Origin of the sequence: Mycolicibacterium arabiense (assembly GCF_010731815.2) — a bacterium.
Taxonomy (GTDB): Bacteria; Actinomycetota; Actinomycetes; order Mycobacteriales; family Mycobacteriaceae; genus Mycobacterium; species Mycobacterium arabiense.
Map to the genome: position 1 here is coordinate 1,169,361 of NZ_AP022593.1, position 15,941 is coordinate 1,185,301.

The 15,941-nt window shown below is 67.6% G+C and carries 12 protein-coding genes; 7 read left to right on the forward strand and 5 right to left on the reverse strand.

The annotated features are described in order from the left end of the window. Window positions 1-3: 3 nt before the first annotated feature. Together G6N61_RS07235 and G6N61_RS07240 are read right to left on the reverse strand one after the other, a co-directional pair. Complete coding sequence (locus G6N61_RS07235) at window positions 4-753, reverse strand: GAF and ANTAR domain-containing protein (RefSeq protein WP_163917918.1); 750 nt, start codon at window positions 751-753, stop codon at window positions 4-6. Further along, window positions 746-1,474: a GAF and ANTAR domain-containing protein gene (locus tag G6N61_RS07240; RefSeq protein WP_163917919.1), complete on the reverse strand. Its 729-nt coding sequence runs from the start codon at window positions 1,472-1,474 to the stop codon at window positions 746-748. Before G6N61_RS07240 ends, G6N61_RS07235 begins: the two co-directional genes overlap by 8 nt. Before the next feature lie 457 nt (window positions 1,475-1,931). On the opposite strand from G6N61_RS07240, the gene G6N61_RS07245 reads away from it, so the two are divergent. After that, complete coding sequence (locus tag G6N61_RS07245; RefSeq protein WP_163917920.1) at window positions 1,932-3,185, forward strand: fatty acid desaturase family protein; 1,254 nt, start codon at window positions 1,932-1,934, stop codon at window positions 3,183-3,185. 211 nt (window positions 3,186-3,396) lie between these two features. Next, window positions 3,397-4,326, forward strand: coding sequence for a manganese catalase family protein (locus G6N61_RS07250; RefSeq protein ID WP_163917921.1), 930 nt, complete (start codon window positions 3,397-3,399; stop codon window positions 4,324-4,326). 12 nt (window positions 4,327-4,338) lie between these two features. On the opposite strand, the gene G6N61_RS07255 is transcribed toward G6N61_RS07250, so the two are convergent. Next, the gene (locus G6N61_RS07255; protein WP_163917922.1) at window positions 4,339-5,538 is read right to left on the reverse strand and encodes a cytochrome P450; all 1,200 of its coding nucleotides are present in this window, start codon (window positions 5,536-5,538) and stop codon (window positions 4,339-4,341) included. Between the two features lie 135 nt (window positions 5,539-5,673). On the opposite strand from G6N61_RS07255, the gene G6N61_RS07260 reads away from it, so the two are divergent. The 4 genes from G6N61_RS07260 (at window position 5,674) to G6N61_RS07275 (ending at window position 12,366) form a co-directional block, all read left to right on the forward strand. Further along, entirely contained in the window at window positions 5,674-6,651 is a 978-nt protein-coding gene (locus G6N61_RS07260) for an FAD-dependent oxidoreductase (RefSeq protein WP_163917923.1), read from the forward strand. Window positions 6,652-6,848: 197 nt separating this feature from the next. Beyond that, window positions 6,849-8,315 carry a DUF3375 domain-containing protein gene (locus tag G6N61_RS07265; protein ID WP_163924650.1) on the forward strand — a complete coding sequence of 489 codons (1,467 nt, stop codon included), beginning with the start codon at window positions 6,849-6,851 and terminating at the stop codon, window positions 8,313-8,315. Beyond that, on the forward strand, window positions 8,312-9,010 hold the full coding sequence (locus G6N61_RS07270) for a DUF4194 domain-containing protein (protein WP_163917924.1): 699 nt from the start codon (window positions 8,312-8,314) through the stop codon (window positions 9,008-9,010). The genes G6N61_RS07265 and G6N61_RS07270 overlap by 4 nt, the downstream gene beginning before the upstream one ends. Next, window positions 9,007-12,366: an ATP-binding protein gene (locus G6N61_RS07275; protein ID WP_163917925.1), complete on the forward strand. Its 3,360-nt coding sequence runs from the start codon at window positions 9,007-9,009 to the stop codon at window positions 12,364-12,366. Before G6N61_RS07270 ends, G6N61_RS07275 begins: the two co-directional genes overlap by 4 nt. Before the next feature lie 11 nt (window positions 12,367-12,377). Here G6N61_RS07275 and G6N61_RS07280 read toward each other — a convergent pair whose 3' ends face one another. After that, entirely contained in the window at window positions 12,378-13,265 is an 888-nt protein-coding gene (locus G6N61_RS07280; protein ID WP_163917926.1) for a universal stress protein, read from the reverse strand. 181 nt (window positions 13,266-13,446) lie between these two features. Beyond that, on the reverse strand, window positions 13,447-14,484 hold the full coding sequence (locus G6N61_RS07285) for a hypothetical protein (protein ID WP_163917927.1): 1,038 nt from the start codon (window positions 14,482-14,484) through the stop codon (window positions 13,447-13,449). A gap of 378 nt (window positions 14,485-14,862) precedes the next feature. Between G6N61_RS07285 and G6N61_RS07290 the strand changes: the two genes are divergently transcribed. Beyond that, the gene (locus G6N61_RS07290) at window positions 14,863-15,933 is read left to right on the forward strand and encodes a hypothetical protein (RefSeq protein WP_407666396.1); all 1,071 of its coding nucleotides are present in this window, start codon (window positions 14,863-14,865) and stop codon (window positions 15,931-15,933) included. Window positions 15,934-15,941: the final 8 nt, after the last annotated feature.

Here is a 15,941-nt window from a genome sequence, read left to right on the forward strand (position 1 = left end):
CGCTCAGCGCGCCGTCATCGCGGTGAGCTCGCTGAGCAGCGCTGGACGGCCGTCACGGTCGCGCATCAACGTCTCCGCAACGTCGCTGAGGTGTTGGCCATGCTCACGCGCGTAACTGCGCAGCAGGGTGAACGCCTCCTCGACGGATACGTTCAGCGTCTCCCGGAGGAACCCCTTGGCCTGTTCCACGACGATGCGGCGGTTCAACGCCGCCTGCAGCGGTGGCCCCACCGTGGCGGGCGTCGGCGCGCGCTCCTGCAGCACCGCGACGCACGCCACGTGCGCGAGCGTCCTGGCCACCAGGAGATCGGCGTTGTTCAGCCGCCCCGACCGGTCACCGAACAATCCCAGCGCTCCCAGCACCATGCCTGCGGCCCGCATGGGGATCGCGCGCCCCGAGGCGAAGCCCGCCTCCAGCGCAACGGCGGTGAACCGGGGCCACCTGTCCCCCGTCGAGGCGAGGTCTTCGACCGACACCGGCTGGCCGCTTCGGTAGCAGTCCACGCACGGACCCTGCTCCGCCTGCAGCTGAAACAACTCGAGTTCCCGGGCCGCCTCCGACGTGGCCGCCACCAACCGCAGTCGCCCCCTCGGGTCGGCGAGCAGGACTCCCGCAGCCGTGACGTCGAGCAGCTCGGAACACCGCTCGGTGAGACCGGTCAGTAGGTCGACGACGTCGAAGTCGTCGAGCAGGCTGTCGACGAGCGTGACGACGGCGGCGAGCACCTCGATCTCGCGGGAGGGTTCAGTCATCTTCATCTACCGTTCGGTCGGCTTCGAATCGCAATCGGCGGTCGAGGACGTCGCGCGCCACGTCGGTGGTTCCCCTTCCTGCGGCGTAGGCGTGAGCCCGCAGGCGTACCAACGCCTCAGTCGGCTCGACACCGAGTTGGGCCACCAGCATGCCCGTCGCCTGACTCACCTCCACGCGGCTCAGCGCGTTGAGTTCGGCCCAGGCATCGGTAGAGGGGTCGGTCGCGGCGGCCACCAGGGTGCTGTCCATCAGATCCAGCATGGGAAGGGCCGCCATCTCACCGGCCAGCATCGCCCCTGCGAGCTGTGTTTCGCTCAGGTGGCCGGGGTCGGAACGGAACAGGTCGAGCGCTCCCACGTACTCGCCGGCGATCACGACGGGCATCGCAAACACGCCGCGGATGCTCAGCTCGACCATGGCCGGGCCGTACAGCGGCCAACGCACCTCGCGTCGGTCGGCCAGGTCCGTCGCCAGCACGGGCCGCCGATCGGTGACGGAGTCGAGGCACGGCCCCTCGCCGATCGTGAACTGCACTTCGTCGTAGTCGCGCGCCGGACCGCCGCTGTGGCCCAGCGTCCCGACGTTGGACCCGTCGAACACCAGGGATATGGCAGCCGCGTCGACGTCGAACAATTCCACGCATGCTTGGCACAGGCGGTTCGCGGCGGTCTCGCCGCGCCGACCGTCGATGGAGGCGCTGAGTTGCTCGCGGAAGGCCACATTCAGCCGAACGGGAGGCGTACGTCTGGTGGGGCGCCGGTGCGGCACCGCGCTGTCATTGCTCCTACCTTCCTCCCTCGGGAGGGCTTTTGGAAACTTCGACCGTCCCGGCGTGGTGCGGCGACGAGGTAGAGGTGGCTGTTCTTGCTACTGGTGGGTAGACTTCCAAGGGCTGGCAACCAGCCCGTTCGGGCAGCCCTGCGCAGGGCTGCGAGCGACCGCTCAACGCCGAACATCCGAAGCCCTTCAGCGCGACCTCGCCGTCCTCCGGCGTGCAGTACCCGCCGCTGAACCGACTCCGCCCCGACCACTCACTTTCGCGGTGCCGTCTCGACCGGCTTCATCCGAGGACACATGACCCACACACTTATTCATGCCGACCACCTCTTAGGCCCGCCGATCATCGACTCGCGCAACCACTTTCCATCGTCTGCGATTCACGACGCAAGGTCGCCCAATGGCAATCACTGACGTCGCCGCATACGCACACCTCACCCCGGCCGACGTCGACGAACTCGGCAGCCGTCTCGACGATCTGCGAAGCGAGATCGAGGCCTCCCGAGGATCTCGCGACGCAAACTACATCCGTCGGTCGATCCTCCTGCAGCGGACACTCGACATCGCCGCGCGCCTCGTCATCCACACGACGCGATCGCGCACCGGGTGGGCGCTTGGGACCGCGGCCCTAGCCGTGGCGAAGTCCATCGAGAACATGGAACTGGGCCACAACATCGGCCACGGCCAATGGGATTGGATGAACGATCCCGAAATCCACTCCACCACCTGGGAATGGGACATGGTGGGGCCGTCCTCGCAGTGGCGGTACTCGCACAACTTCCGCCACCACGTGTACACCAACGTGCTCGATCTCGACGACGACATCGGGTTCGGAGTCCTGCGCGTCACGCGTGACGAACCGTGGCAACCGCGCAACCTGATCCAGCCTCTGCACAACCTCCTGCTCGCAGTCACCTTCGAGTGGGGCATCGCCCGACACGGTCTGCACTCGGACCAAGAACGCGCCACGTCCACCGACGAGGCGGCCGAGTATTCCAGGGCGTTCAAGCACAAGGCCGGCAAGCAGATGCTCAAGGACTACCTCTACGTGCCCGCCCTGAGCGGCCGACGCTGGCGCCGGACGTTGACCGCGAACGCGACCGCCAACCTGTTGCGCAATCTGTGGGCGTACGCGGTGATCTTCTGCGGTCACTTCCCCGATGGCGCCCAGAAGTTCACCCCCGAGGCGGTCCGCGACGAGACGCGCGGTGAGTGGTATCTGCGGCAGATGCTCGGCACCGCCAACTTCGACGCCGGCAAGGTCTTGGCGTTCACGAGCGGCAACCTCTGCTACCAGATCGAACACCATCTGTTCCCCGACCTGCCGAGCAACCGGTACGCCTCGATCTCCAAGCGCGTGCGCAGTCTCTGCCACGAATACGACCTGCCGTACAACAGCGAGTCGCTGGTTCGACAGTTCCTCCGCGCCCAGCGCACGATCCTGAAGCTCGCCGTCCCGGACCGCTTCCTCTCCGCCACGTCCGACGATGCGCCCGAGACCGCATCCGAACAGCGGTTCGTCGCCCAGCCGTCGGCGCCCGGCGTGGGGCTGCGCACCGCTCTGCGGCACGCTGCCGAACGCAAGAGGGCGCAACGCAGTTCACGGCGGCGGCGCGTGGCGTCGAGCCTGCTGGTTCCCGTGACGTTTGCGTAGGCACCTCGCGGGTACGCGCAGACTGTCGCTGGCTTCAAGACCGTGGAGTAGCAGCGGCCGCTACTGATTGAAGGCTGGCTCGTGCCGCTTCGTCATCTCTGCGCACGTCGACGTCCGTCGGGCGTCCTGCGCACGCGACGCATCTTGCGGTAAGTGCCCGTGACCCCGTCCGGTGCTACCGCACCGCTGCCCCGCAACTCGAAGGAGACCCATGTACCTGCACACCGAGCAATTGATCAACGAAATCGCCGTCGACGAGCCCGACCCTGCCGCTGCGAACGCGTTGCAGGAAGGTCTGGGCGGTCAGTTCGGCGAGATGCGCACCATGATGCAGTACCTGTTCCAGAGCATGAACTTCCGTGGTGACGTCGCCTCCAAGCCCTACAAGGACCTGCTGCAGGGCGTCGGCACCGAGGAGATCAGCCACGTCGAGTTGATCGGCACCACGATCTCACGCCTGCTCGACGGTTCGCCGAAGTACAACGGCAAGAAGACCGATCCGGTCGACGCACCCGGCGCCAAGGGTGCGACGCCCTTGAAGATCGCGCTGGACACCAGCAACATCCACCACTACCTGGTCGGCGCCCAGGGCGCGCTGCCGGTCGACGCCGCGGGCAACCCGTGGTCGGGCTCGTACGTCTACAACAGCGGCAACCTCGTGCTCGACCTGCTGTACAACCTGATGCTGGAATCGACCGGCCGCCTGCAGAAGTGCCGCATCTACGAGATGACGGACAACAAGACTGCCCGCTCCACCATCGCGTATCTCATCGTGCGGGATCAGGCTCACGAGAACGCGTTCGCCAAGGCGCTCGAGAGCCTGGGCGTCAACTGGGGTTCGGTGCTGCCGATCCCGAAGACCAACGCCGAAGCGTTCCCCGAGGTCAAGAAGCTCCTCGACACCGGTCTGCAGAGCGTGCAGTTCACGTTCAGCGCCGACGACAAGAGCCAGGCCGCCAAGCTCTACCGCGGTGCGTCACCGTCCAACGACGGAACCGAACTCAGCACGGCCGTGATGCCCGAGGGCGTTCCGATCACGATCGCACCCGAGCGCCGCGAGGAGTTCTCCCCCGGTCTGGATCCCGAGCTGCTCGCCCTCATCCAGGCGACGGCCGAGGTCGAGATCGCGTCGAACCAGTAGGTGGCTGGCGGCTCAGGGCAGCAACACCCTGAGCCGCTCCCAGCCCCGCACAGTCGACGTGGGGGCCAATTCGGCTGTGTCGTAGTCGATTCCCCACTCCGGCCATCGGTTGAGCATCTCGTCGAGTGCGACCCGCCCTTCGAGGCGGGCGAGGTTCGCGCCCAAGCAGTAGTGCACCCCCTTGCCGAAGGTGAGGTGGGAGATGTTCTCCCGGTGGACGTCGAACGCATCGGGATCGGCATACCGCCGTTCGTCCCGGTTGGCCGCGCCGAACAGCAGCAGCACCGCACTGCCCGCCGGGATGGTGCGGCCATGGAGTTCGGTGTCGCGTGCTACCCACCGGCCGACGTGCGGGCCGGTGGGTTCGTAGCGCAGCGTCTCGTCGATGGTGCGGTTCAGCAGTGTCCGGTCCTCGCAGACCATCCGGCGTTGATCCGGGTGGTCGGCGAGGACCTTCGCCAACCAACCGATGAGCCGACCGGTCGTCTCGTTGCCCGCGCCGGCGACGACCTGCGTGTAGTGCAGGACCTCTTGGCGCGTCAGCTTCCTCGTCACCCCGGTGTCGTCGACGAACTCGACGTTCAGCAGTGACGTCATCAGGTCGTCGGATGGGTTCTCCGAGCGCCATTGCACGTAGTCGGCGAACATGCGTCCGTCGGCGATCGCGTCGGGGTTCGTCACCTTCATCGGCGCCCCGGGTCTGGTCCGTAGATTGGCGTCGTTGGCGTCGCGCACCGCGGTCTGCTCGGATTCCGGTATGCCAAGCAACATTCCGATGACTCGCATCGGCATCATCGATGCCAGTTCGGCGATGACGTCGAAGCCGTCGGATCCGACGTGCGGGTCGAGGCAGTCGACGCAATAGGCCCGGATCTGATCCTCGAGGGCCGCCATCCGACGGGGCGTGAACACCCGCGACATCAGACCGCGCAGCATCGTGTGGGTTGGCGGGTCCTCGAACATCATGACGCCATCGGGCATCTCGAAGTCCGACTTGATCAGTTCGAGGATGTCACTGCGGTCGTTGGAGAAGGTCTGCCAGTCGGCCAGCGCACGTTCGACGTCGGCGTGCCTCGAGATGGCCCAGAAGTCATGGCGCTCGTTGTAGTAGACCGGCGCCTCGTCGCGCAGACGGGCGTAGACGGGATAGGGGTCCCCAACGATCCCGGTGTCGTAGGGGTCGTAGTACACCTCGGAGCCAAGCGTGCTCATGCCATGACCTTCCGTGACGGATCCACGAAGCTGGGCGATCGCTCAACAGCGCGGTCGGCGCCTTTCTAACAGCCACGCCGCGCGACAGTCAAGGGTGTGCGACCGTGGCGGTGACACCGACGGAGAGGACGTGGAATGCCGGAGACGACGAGCCGTCCGTTGCAGATCGTCGTCGTCGGCGCAGGCATCGTCGGACTGACGGCGGCGATCCGGCTTCTCGAGGCCGGCCATGGCGTGCGCATGGTGGCCGCCGATCCGCCCACGGCCACCACGTCGGCGATCGCGGCGGCCGTGTGGTTCCCCACTCACGTCGGGCCGCCCGAACGGGTGGCGGCCTGGGGCAGCGAGACTTTCGCCGTCCTGGCCGAGCACGCTGCACGTGGTGTGCCGGGGCTCGTCATGCGGGAGTCGCTACAGCTCTATCGCACCCCACCCGGCGAACCGGCGTGGACCAAGGCGCTCGACTCCGTGCGCTCTGCGGTGGCCGAGGAACTACCGGGGGGTTACCCCTACGGTCTGCGGTTCACGGTTCCATCGGCCGAGATGCCGCTGTACCTGCCGTGGCTGCACCGCCGAATGCTCGGTCTCGGTGGGGCTTTCAGCCAGGGAAGGGTGCAGGCGCTCGACGAGGTGGCCGCAGGCTCGGACGTCGTCGTCAACTGCACCGGCCTCGGCGCACGGGACCTGGTGTGCGATCGGTCAGTGCACCCGGTGCGGGGCCGCATCGTCCGGGTGACGAACCCGGGGCTGAGCCTGTCGGTCCGCGACGAGGACCATCCAGCCGGCCGCGCGTACGTCCACCCCCGGACCAACGATTGCATCCTGGGCGGCACCCTCGACGAGGGAGCCTGGGACACCAGCGTCGACCTCGCGGCAGGCGAGGCGATCGTCGAACGATGCCGCGACCTGGTTCCCGAGTTGCGCGACGCGCGGGTGCTCGAGCACGTGGTCGGACTGCGCCCCGGCAGGCCCACCGTCCGACTCGAGGAGGACGAGCCACTGGCCTCCGGCGCGCGCGTCATCCACGACTACGGCCACGGCGGCGCGGGCGTCACGCTGGGCTGGGGATGCGCGCGCGAGGTGGTGGATCTCGTCGACTCACACGACGCGTAGCGAGCGAGGTGCGCCGGCGCCTTCCGTGACGGGTGAGGCTGATGGAACCCGTGCGCCAGGTGAGACCCGCCCTTTCCCGACACGCCGTTGGCAACCGACCTCCCCGCCTATCGGTGTCCCCGCGGTGGCCTATGTTGGACCGTCCGAGCCACCGCACGAGCGCGTCCGAAGGGAGGTAGGTGGACCACCACAGCGCGATGTCGGCGACCGACCTCGTCGAACTCAACCGCGAGATCCAGGGTTCCCCGACCATCCGGCTCCTGGCCACGCTGAACCTGGGCGTGTACGCCACGCTGATGGAACGCCACCTCAACGGTGGTGTGGTCGCCGAGACCGACCTGGTGGTCCGCTTGGAACGCGACCTCGACGAACTCGGCCGCCCGGGCGCCGAGCAATCGGGACTCGGTCTGATCAAGTCGTGGGCCAGTCAGGGGTGGCTGCACCGCGTGGCCGACACGCGTGCCGGGCACGAACGCAACCTCTGCTACCTCACGCAGGAGGCGCGCCGGGCGCTCGACCTGCTCCGCGGGATGCGCCGTCAGGACACCATCGCTACGGGCGGATCGATCAACGGCATAGCGTCGCGACTCAAGCAGATCGCCCTGCGCGTCGGCAACGACCCCGACCGCATCCGCGCCGGCATCGAAGCCGAGATCGAGGCGCTGCGCGCCGAACTCGACGACCTCGAGCGCGGGCACGTGCGCCCCGAGACCGAGGTCACCGACATGTACGACGAGGCGCACGCCATCGCGTTGCAGATGGAACGGCTCATCACCGACATCGGCCAGTACGGGACCATGATCGAGCAGGCCACCGCCGCGCTCGGCGATCCGATCGACAGCAACGTCGAATACCGCGACCGGCAGCGCCAGATGTACGCCGACTACCAGGCGGCCTGGGACTCCCAGGGCCGGGACAGCCACCGTGCCTTCCTTCGCATGATCAACGATCCCGAGCAGCGCGCTGAGTTCGAGGCCGACGTCGCCGCCGTCGCCGAAGCGCTGCCCGCACTCGATCCCGCGCTGCGCACGGTGATGGCCGGGTTCTTCGAACTCGTCGGCCATCAGATCGACGAGGTCGAACGCATTCAGCAGCGGTGCGCGCAGCGCGTCAAACGCTTCACGGCCTTCGGCACCCTGGAGCAGAGCCGCGGCGTCGCCCGGCAACTCGGCGATGCCATCGGCGCGGCGCGCACCCTGCTCAAGGCGTCGCTGACGGACTCCCGGCTCGACATCGAGCTCCCGCTGGCCCGCCACGCGATCAGCTCGGTCGGTGCGCTCAGCTTCCGGATCGGCGATCTGTCCCGCCCCCAGCCCGCGCACGCCGCCGAGGGCGAGGTGGACCTGCAGAGCTTCGCCGCACTGACCACTCAGGTCGACGCGCCCGCCATGTCGGACATGATCAACTGCGCGATCATCGAAGGTCCGCTGGCGCTCGCGGACGCGGTCGACCTCGTCTCCGCCACCGGACAGGGTGCTTATCTGGGTCACGTCATCGTGCTGTGGTCCTGGGCACTCAAGCAGCCCGCCGCGGTGACTGCCGACCAACCGACCGAAACGGTCACCGTGCGGTTCCGCTCGCTGGACGGACGCGACCGCAAGATGGAGGTCCCCCAACTCGTGTTCACCGAACCGATCTCGAGCCTGGTCGCGGTGGCATCGTGACCGTCGAACAGTCCCCCGACTACGCGGGTTTCTCGGCACTGCCCGACGTCGACTCGACCGCGAGGACCCCGCAGCGGCGACGGCCCAGGTTCGACGGTGACGTCAGTGAGCTACCCGACCGGGCCTGCTGGGCACTGCAGCATCTGCTCACCCGGCGCTACATCAGCGCCGAGACCGACCGCGACCTCTACACCTGGGTGCTCGAGTACCGCCTCCAGCTCACCGTGCGACTGTCCGAACTCGACCTCGTCCTGCGCATCGTCGAAGGCGCCGACGTCGCGTTCGTCGAGCAGGCCCGTTACGAATCGGCAAGGGGCGTCAAGCTGTTGCGGCGGGAGCCGCTCGGCACGTACGACTCGATTCTCGCTCTGCACCTGGCCCAGATGATGCGGGCATCCGGCGACCAGACCGTCCTCATCAGCCGTGACGAGGTGCACGGACTGTTCTCCGGCGTGCTCAACGACGTCGACCGCGACGCCGTGACGTTCGGTGCCCGCATCGACGCCGCCATCGCGCGACTCACCGGGCTCGAGATCCTGCGCAAGAGCCGCGACGACGAAGACAGCTACACCGTGAGCCCGGTGATCACCGCGGTGATGACGGCGTCGGTGATCGCCGAACTGCAGCAGCAGTTCGAACTGCTGCTCAGCGGCGGCACACCGGCTCCGCAGGACCAGGAAGCAGACTACGAATGACCGAGCAGTTCCACCTCTCCCGCCTGCAGGTCATCAACTGGGGCGTGTTCGACGGCTACCACTCCATCCCGTTCACCGAGGGTGGAGCGTTGATCGCAGGCGCATCCGGCAGCGGCAAGTCCTCACTGCTGGACGCCATCTCGCTGGGCTTCCTCCCCTTCAACCGCCGCAACTTCAACGCCTCCGGCGACAACTCGGCGGCCGGGTCGAGCGCGGGCCGCCGCACCGTCGACAAATACGTCCGCGGCGCATGGGGCCAGCGCAGCGACAACGGCGTCAGCCGGGTGATGTACCTGCGCGGCGACGGCACCGCCTGGTCCGCCATCGCCGTGACCTACGCGAGCACCACCGGCCGCACCGTCACCGGCCTGGTCCTCAAGTGGCTGACCGGTGAGAACCGGTCGGACTCGTCGAGCCGATTCGTCCTGGCCGACGGTGACCGCGACATCGAAGACGTCTGCAACCGCTGGGCAGCAGGCCGGTTCGATGCCGGCGTGTTCAAGGACCACTGGCGGTTCTCCACGAAGGTGGAGTCGCAGTATCTCGCGCAGCTCTACGCGACCATCGGCATCCGCGCCTCCGACGCCGCCCAGCAGCTGCTCGGAAAGGCCAAGTCGCTCAAGAGCGTTGGCGGGCTCGAGCAGTTCGTCCGGGAGTTCATGCTCGACGAACCAGACAGCCTCGCCAGGCTGCCGGAAGCACTCAAGCAGATCGACCCGCTGGTGGAGGCCAGGGAGCTGCTGGCCGTCGCGCAACGCAAGCGCAAGATCCTCGGCGACATCGAGAAGGTCCAGCAGCGGTATGCCTCCGAATCGTCGGACCTCGGCATCATCGACCTGGTCGACCAGGCGATGGTCCGGGCGTACACCGACCACGAGCGGTTGGCTCGCTGCCCGTCGCAGATCACCTCGCTCGACGCCACCATCGACCAGCTCGGCAACGAATACGAGGACGTCACCCGCCAGCTGAACCTGGCCAAGGCCGAGGGAGATTCGCTCAACGCCCAGATCAGCGGGTCCAGTGCCAGCATCGGGCCGCTGCAGTCACAGGTGGCAGGCGCCGAAGCCCAAGCCGAGGAGGTGTCGCGCCGGCGCGCCGCCTACGAGACGCTGGTGATCGCGCAGGGCCTCGACGTCCCCGACACCGCCGACGAATTCTGGAATCTGCGCGAGGAACTCGCGGCGCAGGCCAACGAGCTGCTCGCCAAACTGGACCGGGGGCGCGAGGCGTCGACCGACGCGGAGTACGCCCAGAAGTCGGCACGCCTCGTGCGCGACGAAGCCGCCAAGGAACTCAAGCGCGTCGAACACGTGGGGTCGGCACTGCCGGAGTTCGCCACCACGATGCGCGAACACATCTGCGCCGCAGTCGGGATCGATCCCGGTGAGCTGCCCTACGTCGCCGAGCTGATGGACCTGCGGCCCGACCAGAGCCGGTGGCGCGTCGCCGTCGAGAAGGTGCTGCGGGGCGTGGGGCTGCGGCTACTGGTCCCCGACCGGCACCACGCGGCCGTCCTGCGCTTCGTCAACGAGACCAACATGGGCGGACGGCTGCAGCTGCACCACGTGCGCTCGAGCCTCGCAGGCGCCGAACCCGCGGAGGCACAACCCAATACGCTGGCAGGCAAGCTCTTCGTGGTCGATCCGACGCACGTCTGCGCGGCCGAAGCCGCCGACGTGGTCGCCGCAGCGGGCGATCACGTGTGCGTCGACACCCCCGACGTCTTTGCGCGCTTCCGGCGAGCGGTCACCGACGCCGGGCTGTACAAGGATTCCGACCGGCTGGCGATCAAGGACGACCGACGACCGCTGCGGCAGTCCGAGTACCTGTTCCAGGGTGACGTCGCCGCGAAGATCGATGCGCTCACCGTCGACCTGGCCGCGGCCGAGGAGGCGTACCAGGCCGCTCGGCGCGCAGCCGATGACATCGCCGCCGAGCGCCAACGGTGGCGAGACCGGGCCGCCGCGTGCAAGGCGATCTGCGAACAGTTCCCGCAGTGGAACCAGGTGGACGTCGAGACCGCCGACGGGCATGCCGACCGGCTGCGCGAGCAGTACGAACTGCTGCTGGCCGATCACCCGGACATCGAGGCGCTCAATGCTCGGGCCGACCAGTGCTGGGAGGAGATCCAGACGCTGATGACCCGCCGCGGCGCGATCCAGACCCGCCGCGACGACCTCGACCGTCGACGGACCAGCCTGCTCGAGTTGCAGGAAAGGTTGGCGCCCGCCTTCGTGTCCGAGCCGCTCACCGACCTGCTGAACCGGTACGCCGACGACGTGCCGGTGACCCTTGATCTGCTCGACCCCGAGCCGCACCGCGATGCGGTGTTCACCGCCATCCGGCGCGAGCGCGAACAGCTGCGCGACAGCCGTCGGCGTTCCTACGACGAACTGGCCCGGATCCTCAACACGTTCGACACGGCGTTCCCCGACTCGGTGCCCAACGACAGCGACGTCTTCGACGAACGCGTGCACGACTACGTCGCACTGTGCAGGCACATCGACGAGCGCGAGCTGCCGGAGGCCTACGAGCGGATGATGCGCCTGGTCACCGAGCAGGCCCCCGACGCGATCCTGACGCTGCACCGGGTGGCCGAGCAGGAGACCCGTCGGATCAGCGACCAGATCGCCAGGGTCAACACGGGTCTGGGGTCGGTCGAGTTCAACCGCGGCACCCGGCTGACGTTGCGCGCCAACCCCCGCGCACTCACCGCGGTGTCGGAGCTGACCGAGATCGTCAAGGCCATCTCGCGGCGCATCGCCGAGGTCGGGCTGGGCGACAAGCAGGCCATCCTGGACCAGTACGCCGACATCCTGCGGTTGCGCAATCGGCTGGCGTCCACCGCACCGGAGGACAAGGCGTGGACGCGCGACGCACTCGACGTTCGCAACCGGTTCACCTTCGACTGCGCCGAATGGGACACGGGCACCGAGGAACTGATCCGCACCCACAGCAACGCCGGGGACAATTCGGGCGGTGAGCAGGAGAAGCTGATGGCGTTCTGCCTGGCCGGCGCGCTGAGCTTCAACCTGGCGAGCCCCGACAGCACCGACAACCGGCCGGTGTTCGCGCAGCTGATGCTCGACGAGGCGTTCTCGAAGTCGGATCCGCAGTTCGCCCAGCAGGCACTACAGGCGTTCCGCAAGTTCGGCTTTCAGCTCGTCATCGTCGCGACCGTGCAGAACGCCACGACCATCCAGCCCTATATCGACAGCGTGGTCATGGTGTCCAAGCGGGAGGCGACGGGCCGCAATGCGCGTCCGGTGGCGACCGTCTCGACCAAGACCATCTCGGACTTCACCGCACTCAAGCAGGAGATGACCACCTCGGCGCGGGTGCCGGCCGGGGTCTGAGCGGCCCGGGACTAGGACACCCGGACTCCGCGGTCGCAGACCATGACAGGCACCTTGCTGTTGTGCAGCAGGTTCAGGCCGGTGGAGCCCAGCATGGCGGCAGCCAAGAGCGACCGTCCGCGGTTGCCGACCGCGACGAGTTGAGCGTCGTCCAGGTGGTCGAGTAGGGCGCGACTCGGGCCAGGACGCTCCCACACGATGGTCGCCTGCGCCCCGGGATGGCGGCGCTGCGCGTCGTCGACGATGGCGGTGATGCGAGCCTGCGCCGCCGCGTTCACCTGTTCCCAGTCGGGGAATCCCGGTACGTCGTCGGGGATCGACGCCAGCGTCCACGCGTGGACCACCCGGACCGGGGCGCCGAAGGCCTCCGCCATGGCGAGCGCCACGTCGAGCGCAGCCAGGGCCGACGAACTGTCGTCGAGACCCACCACGATGGGCGCAGTCGAGGGTTCGAGGGCACTGCCGCGGAACGCGACCACCGGACATTGCGCACCCGCGGCGACCCGCAGAGTCGTGGACCCGAGCAGCACGGCCGCAGCGAGCCGCACTTCGACGCCACCGAGCACGATCAGGCGCGCGTGCGCGCCGGCAGCGATCAGAGCGTTGTCCACCGGCTCGGCAATCGCCACGGTCGACACCGACGACTCCGGTTGCGCGGCAACGACAGCCGAGCGGACGTCGTCGAGCATCCGCTCCGCGTTCGCGGACAGACTCTCAATCGCCGCGGCGCGCATCGCGGCGGTCGTCTCACCGAGCGCGAACCCGGTCTCCGGCACGGCGTGCACGAGGCGCACCGCGGTACCCAGTTTCACGGCCACCGCCGCAGCCCAGCAGGCTGCCACCGTCGCGCTGTCGCTGCCGTCGACGCCGACCACGACCTCGGCACTGGTGTCGTTCACGTGAGCGCTCCCCTCCCGATCGGGTGTCTCGCCGATGACGACGACCGGGACCCTGGACGTTACCCCCGGAGCAGGCGCCGTAGGACCGGACCGCGACATGCGTCGTGACCCGGTGGTCGCGCCCGAAACGGGGAATGCACACCCGCGCTCGCTGCGTGATGGTGGGATCGACTCGCGAGCGTCAGTTCTCCTCGTCGCGGCGATCGTCGAACCGTTGGCGCTGCCGAACGCCGTAGGCCGCCTCCTTCACGGCCTCGTCGTCCTCCATGCCCGATCCCAGCGCTCCGCCGAGCGTCGCGATGGCTGCCACCAGCCAGGCCATCCTCAGCAGGGTCGGCACGTCGACGGGGTGGCCGATGTTCTCGGCGACCATTTGCGGGGGCAGCGTCCACCACGCGGTCAGCAGAAGCAGCAGGAACAGTCCGACGTGGAAGATGACGACACCGATCGTGAGAGTGACGACGGTCGCCGCGTTGTACAGCGCCGCCCGTTCGCGTTCCCCGGCCGACTTCGGGCGTTCCCAGAGTTCGTGCTCCAGGATGAGCCACGCGATCATCGCGGCGGTCGCCAAGATGGTCGCGACGCTCATCCGCCACGGCCCCATGGTGTCCGACAACTGCCATATGGTCGGGTACGCCAGGCTGACCGCACCCGTGGCGAACGCCGCCATGATGACCTTGGACATGCCTGCCACCAATCGCCACGGACGATTCGCGTAGACCATGCCCATCAGAAGCCGCAATCGCGACAGCCCCGAGGGCGCCACGTAACGGACGATGTCGTCGTCCTGCATGCGCGTCAGCCGTCTCGTCGATCGATGTTGCTGCTCCGGCTGCTGTGTCACCTCGGCGACCACCGTCTGGGCGACGTTCTTGACGCGGCGGGCGATGGACAGACCACCGACCCCCGGGATGGAGATCAGTCCGAACCGGTTCTGGACACTGATGTCGGCCACGACCGGCGTGGTTTCCTTGCGTCGCGGCAGATCGGTCAGATAGATGACGACGTCTTGGGTCTCGCTTGCCGGGTCGACCGTGCGGACCACGTCCGCCACCTCGGAGTGCTCGTCGATCGGGTGTGGGTCGCACCGTACCGACACGTCCCACCCGCCCTCTTGGGACGCAAGCTCTTTCGGCAGCGAATCGACCAGGCGCTCGGCGATCTCAGCCGGGGCACCAGGGTCGGCAATGAGGAGGATGGTCGACGGTGTGCCATTCATCACAGTGCCGCCTACCCCCGCTGAGCGTCGTCAAACATCTTCGTGCCGTTGGGCCGGACTTGGTCGAAGCCATCGGACCCCCTCCGGGGTCCTGCACGTGAATTCATCTGTGCAGCAGCCGAATAACAGTTCACGCTGCGGTCGCTCGACGATCCGTCGAACCTGCGGGGCCGTCCGGTACGCCAGGAAGGCACGTGCGTATGTCAATCGTGCCCTCGATTCGGCGTTCGGTTCACGCTGTGCACTCTGTCAATCAGACCGGTTTGGTACATCGGCCCTGGAGAGCGAACAATGGGCAGCCGGGCAGACCTCCGGGGACGGGAACGCTCGGGTCGGAGTGGCCCTCGATCGGCCGTTTGGGTGGGCGCCGCCAGGGTAGTGTCCCGGCTGCGGCATAGCGCGTCACGTCAGGGGGTGGCATTGACTGGTCGCAATTTCACGGTATTGCTCATCGCCGACCCAGGTGTGCCGGCGCGACTGGCCAAGCGCATCGCCGAGTCGCTGCCCCACGACCTCTCCGAGTCGACCAACCCGCCGGAGCGGTGGGAGGCGTCCGTTCGCGTGCAACCTCATCTACGTGACGAGCAAGCGGCTTTCCGCGAGGTCATCGCTTCGGTGGAGCCGTCGAAGGAAGAGGCGGACGTCGTCATCTACATGACCGACCTGCCCCGTCGAGAGAACCGCCTGCCGATTCTCGCCGAGATCAGCGCCGAGCACCGATTCGGACTCATTGCCGTAGCCGGGGTCGGAGCCACGTTGGTCGCCCGACGGGTGCACGAACTGGTCATTCTCGCCGTTTCCGTGGTGACGGAACGACCTGGGCTCAAACCACGAAGCGCCGCCCGTTTGGATTCGACGGAAATCCGGGAAGGGGTTCGCTACTTCGCTCCGCGTGGTCTTCGCCGGCTTCGCCTGCTGGCCGGAATGGTGCGCGCGAATCGGCCATGGCGACTGGTCGCCGGACTTTCGAAGGTGCTGGTGGTTGCACTCGGGTCTGGAGCATTGGCGCTCGCAACCGACACGATCTGGCTGTTCGCCGACACCATGGGGCTCTGGCGACAGTGCGCGACCACTGTCCTGTCGATCGGAGCAATGGTCACCTGGTTGATCCTCGATCACGAACTCTGGGAACGTCCGACGTCTCCTGCCGAGCGCGCCCGGTCCACGCTGTACAACCTGGCGACCCTCATTACGCTGACCATCGGCGTCACCGTCCTCCATGTCGCGTTGTTCGTGTTGATGCTCGTTGCGGCCAAGCTGACGCTGTTGCCAGAAGTGTTCTCCCAAACACTCGGCCATCCGGTGTCGACCAATGACTATCTGTCGCTCGCATGGCTGTTGGCCTCCATCTCCACCGTCGGCGGGGCGCTGGGATCAGGACTGGAGGACGACGACGGCGTCAGAACGGCTGCCTACGGCGTTCGGCAACGGCAGCGGTTCGACGAGTAGCCAGGGTG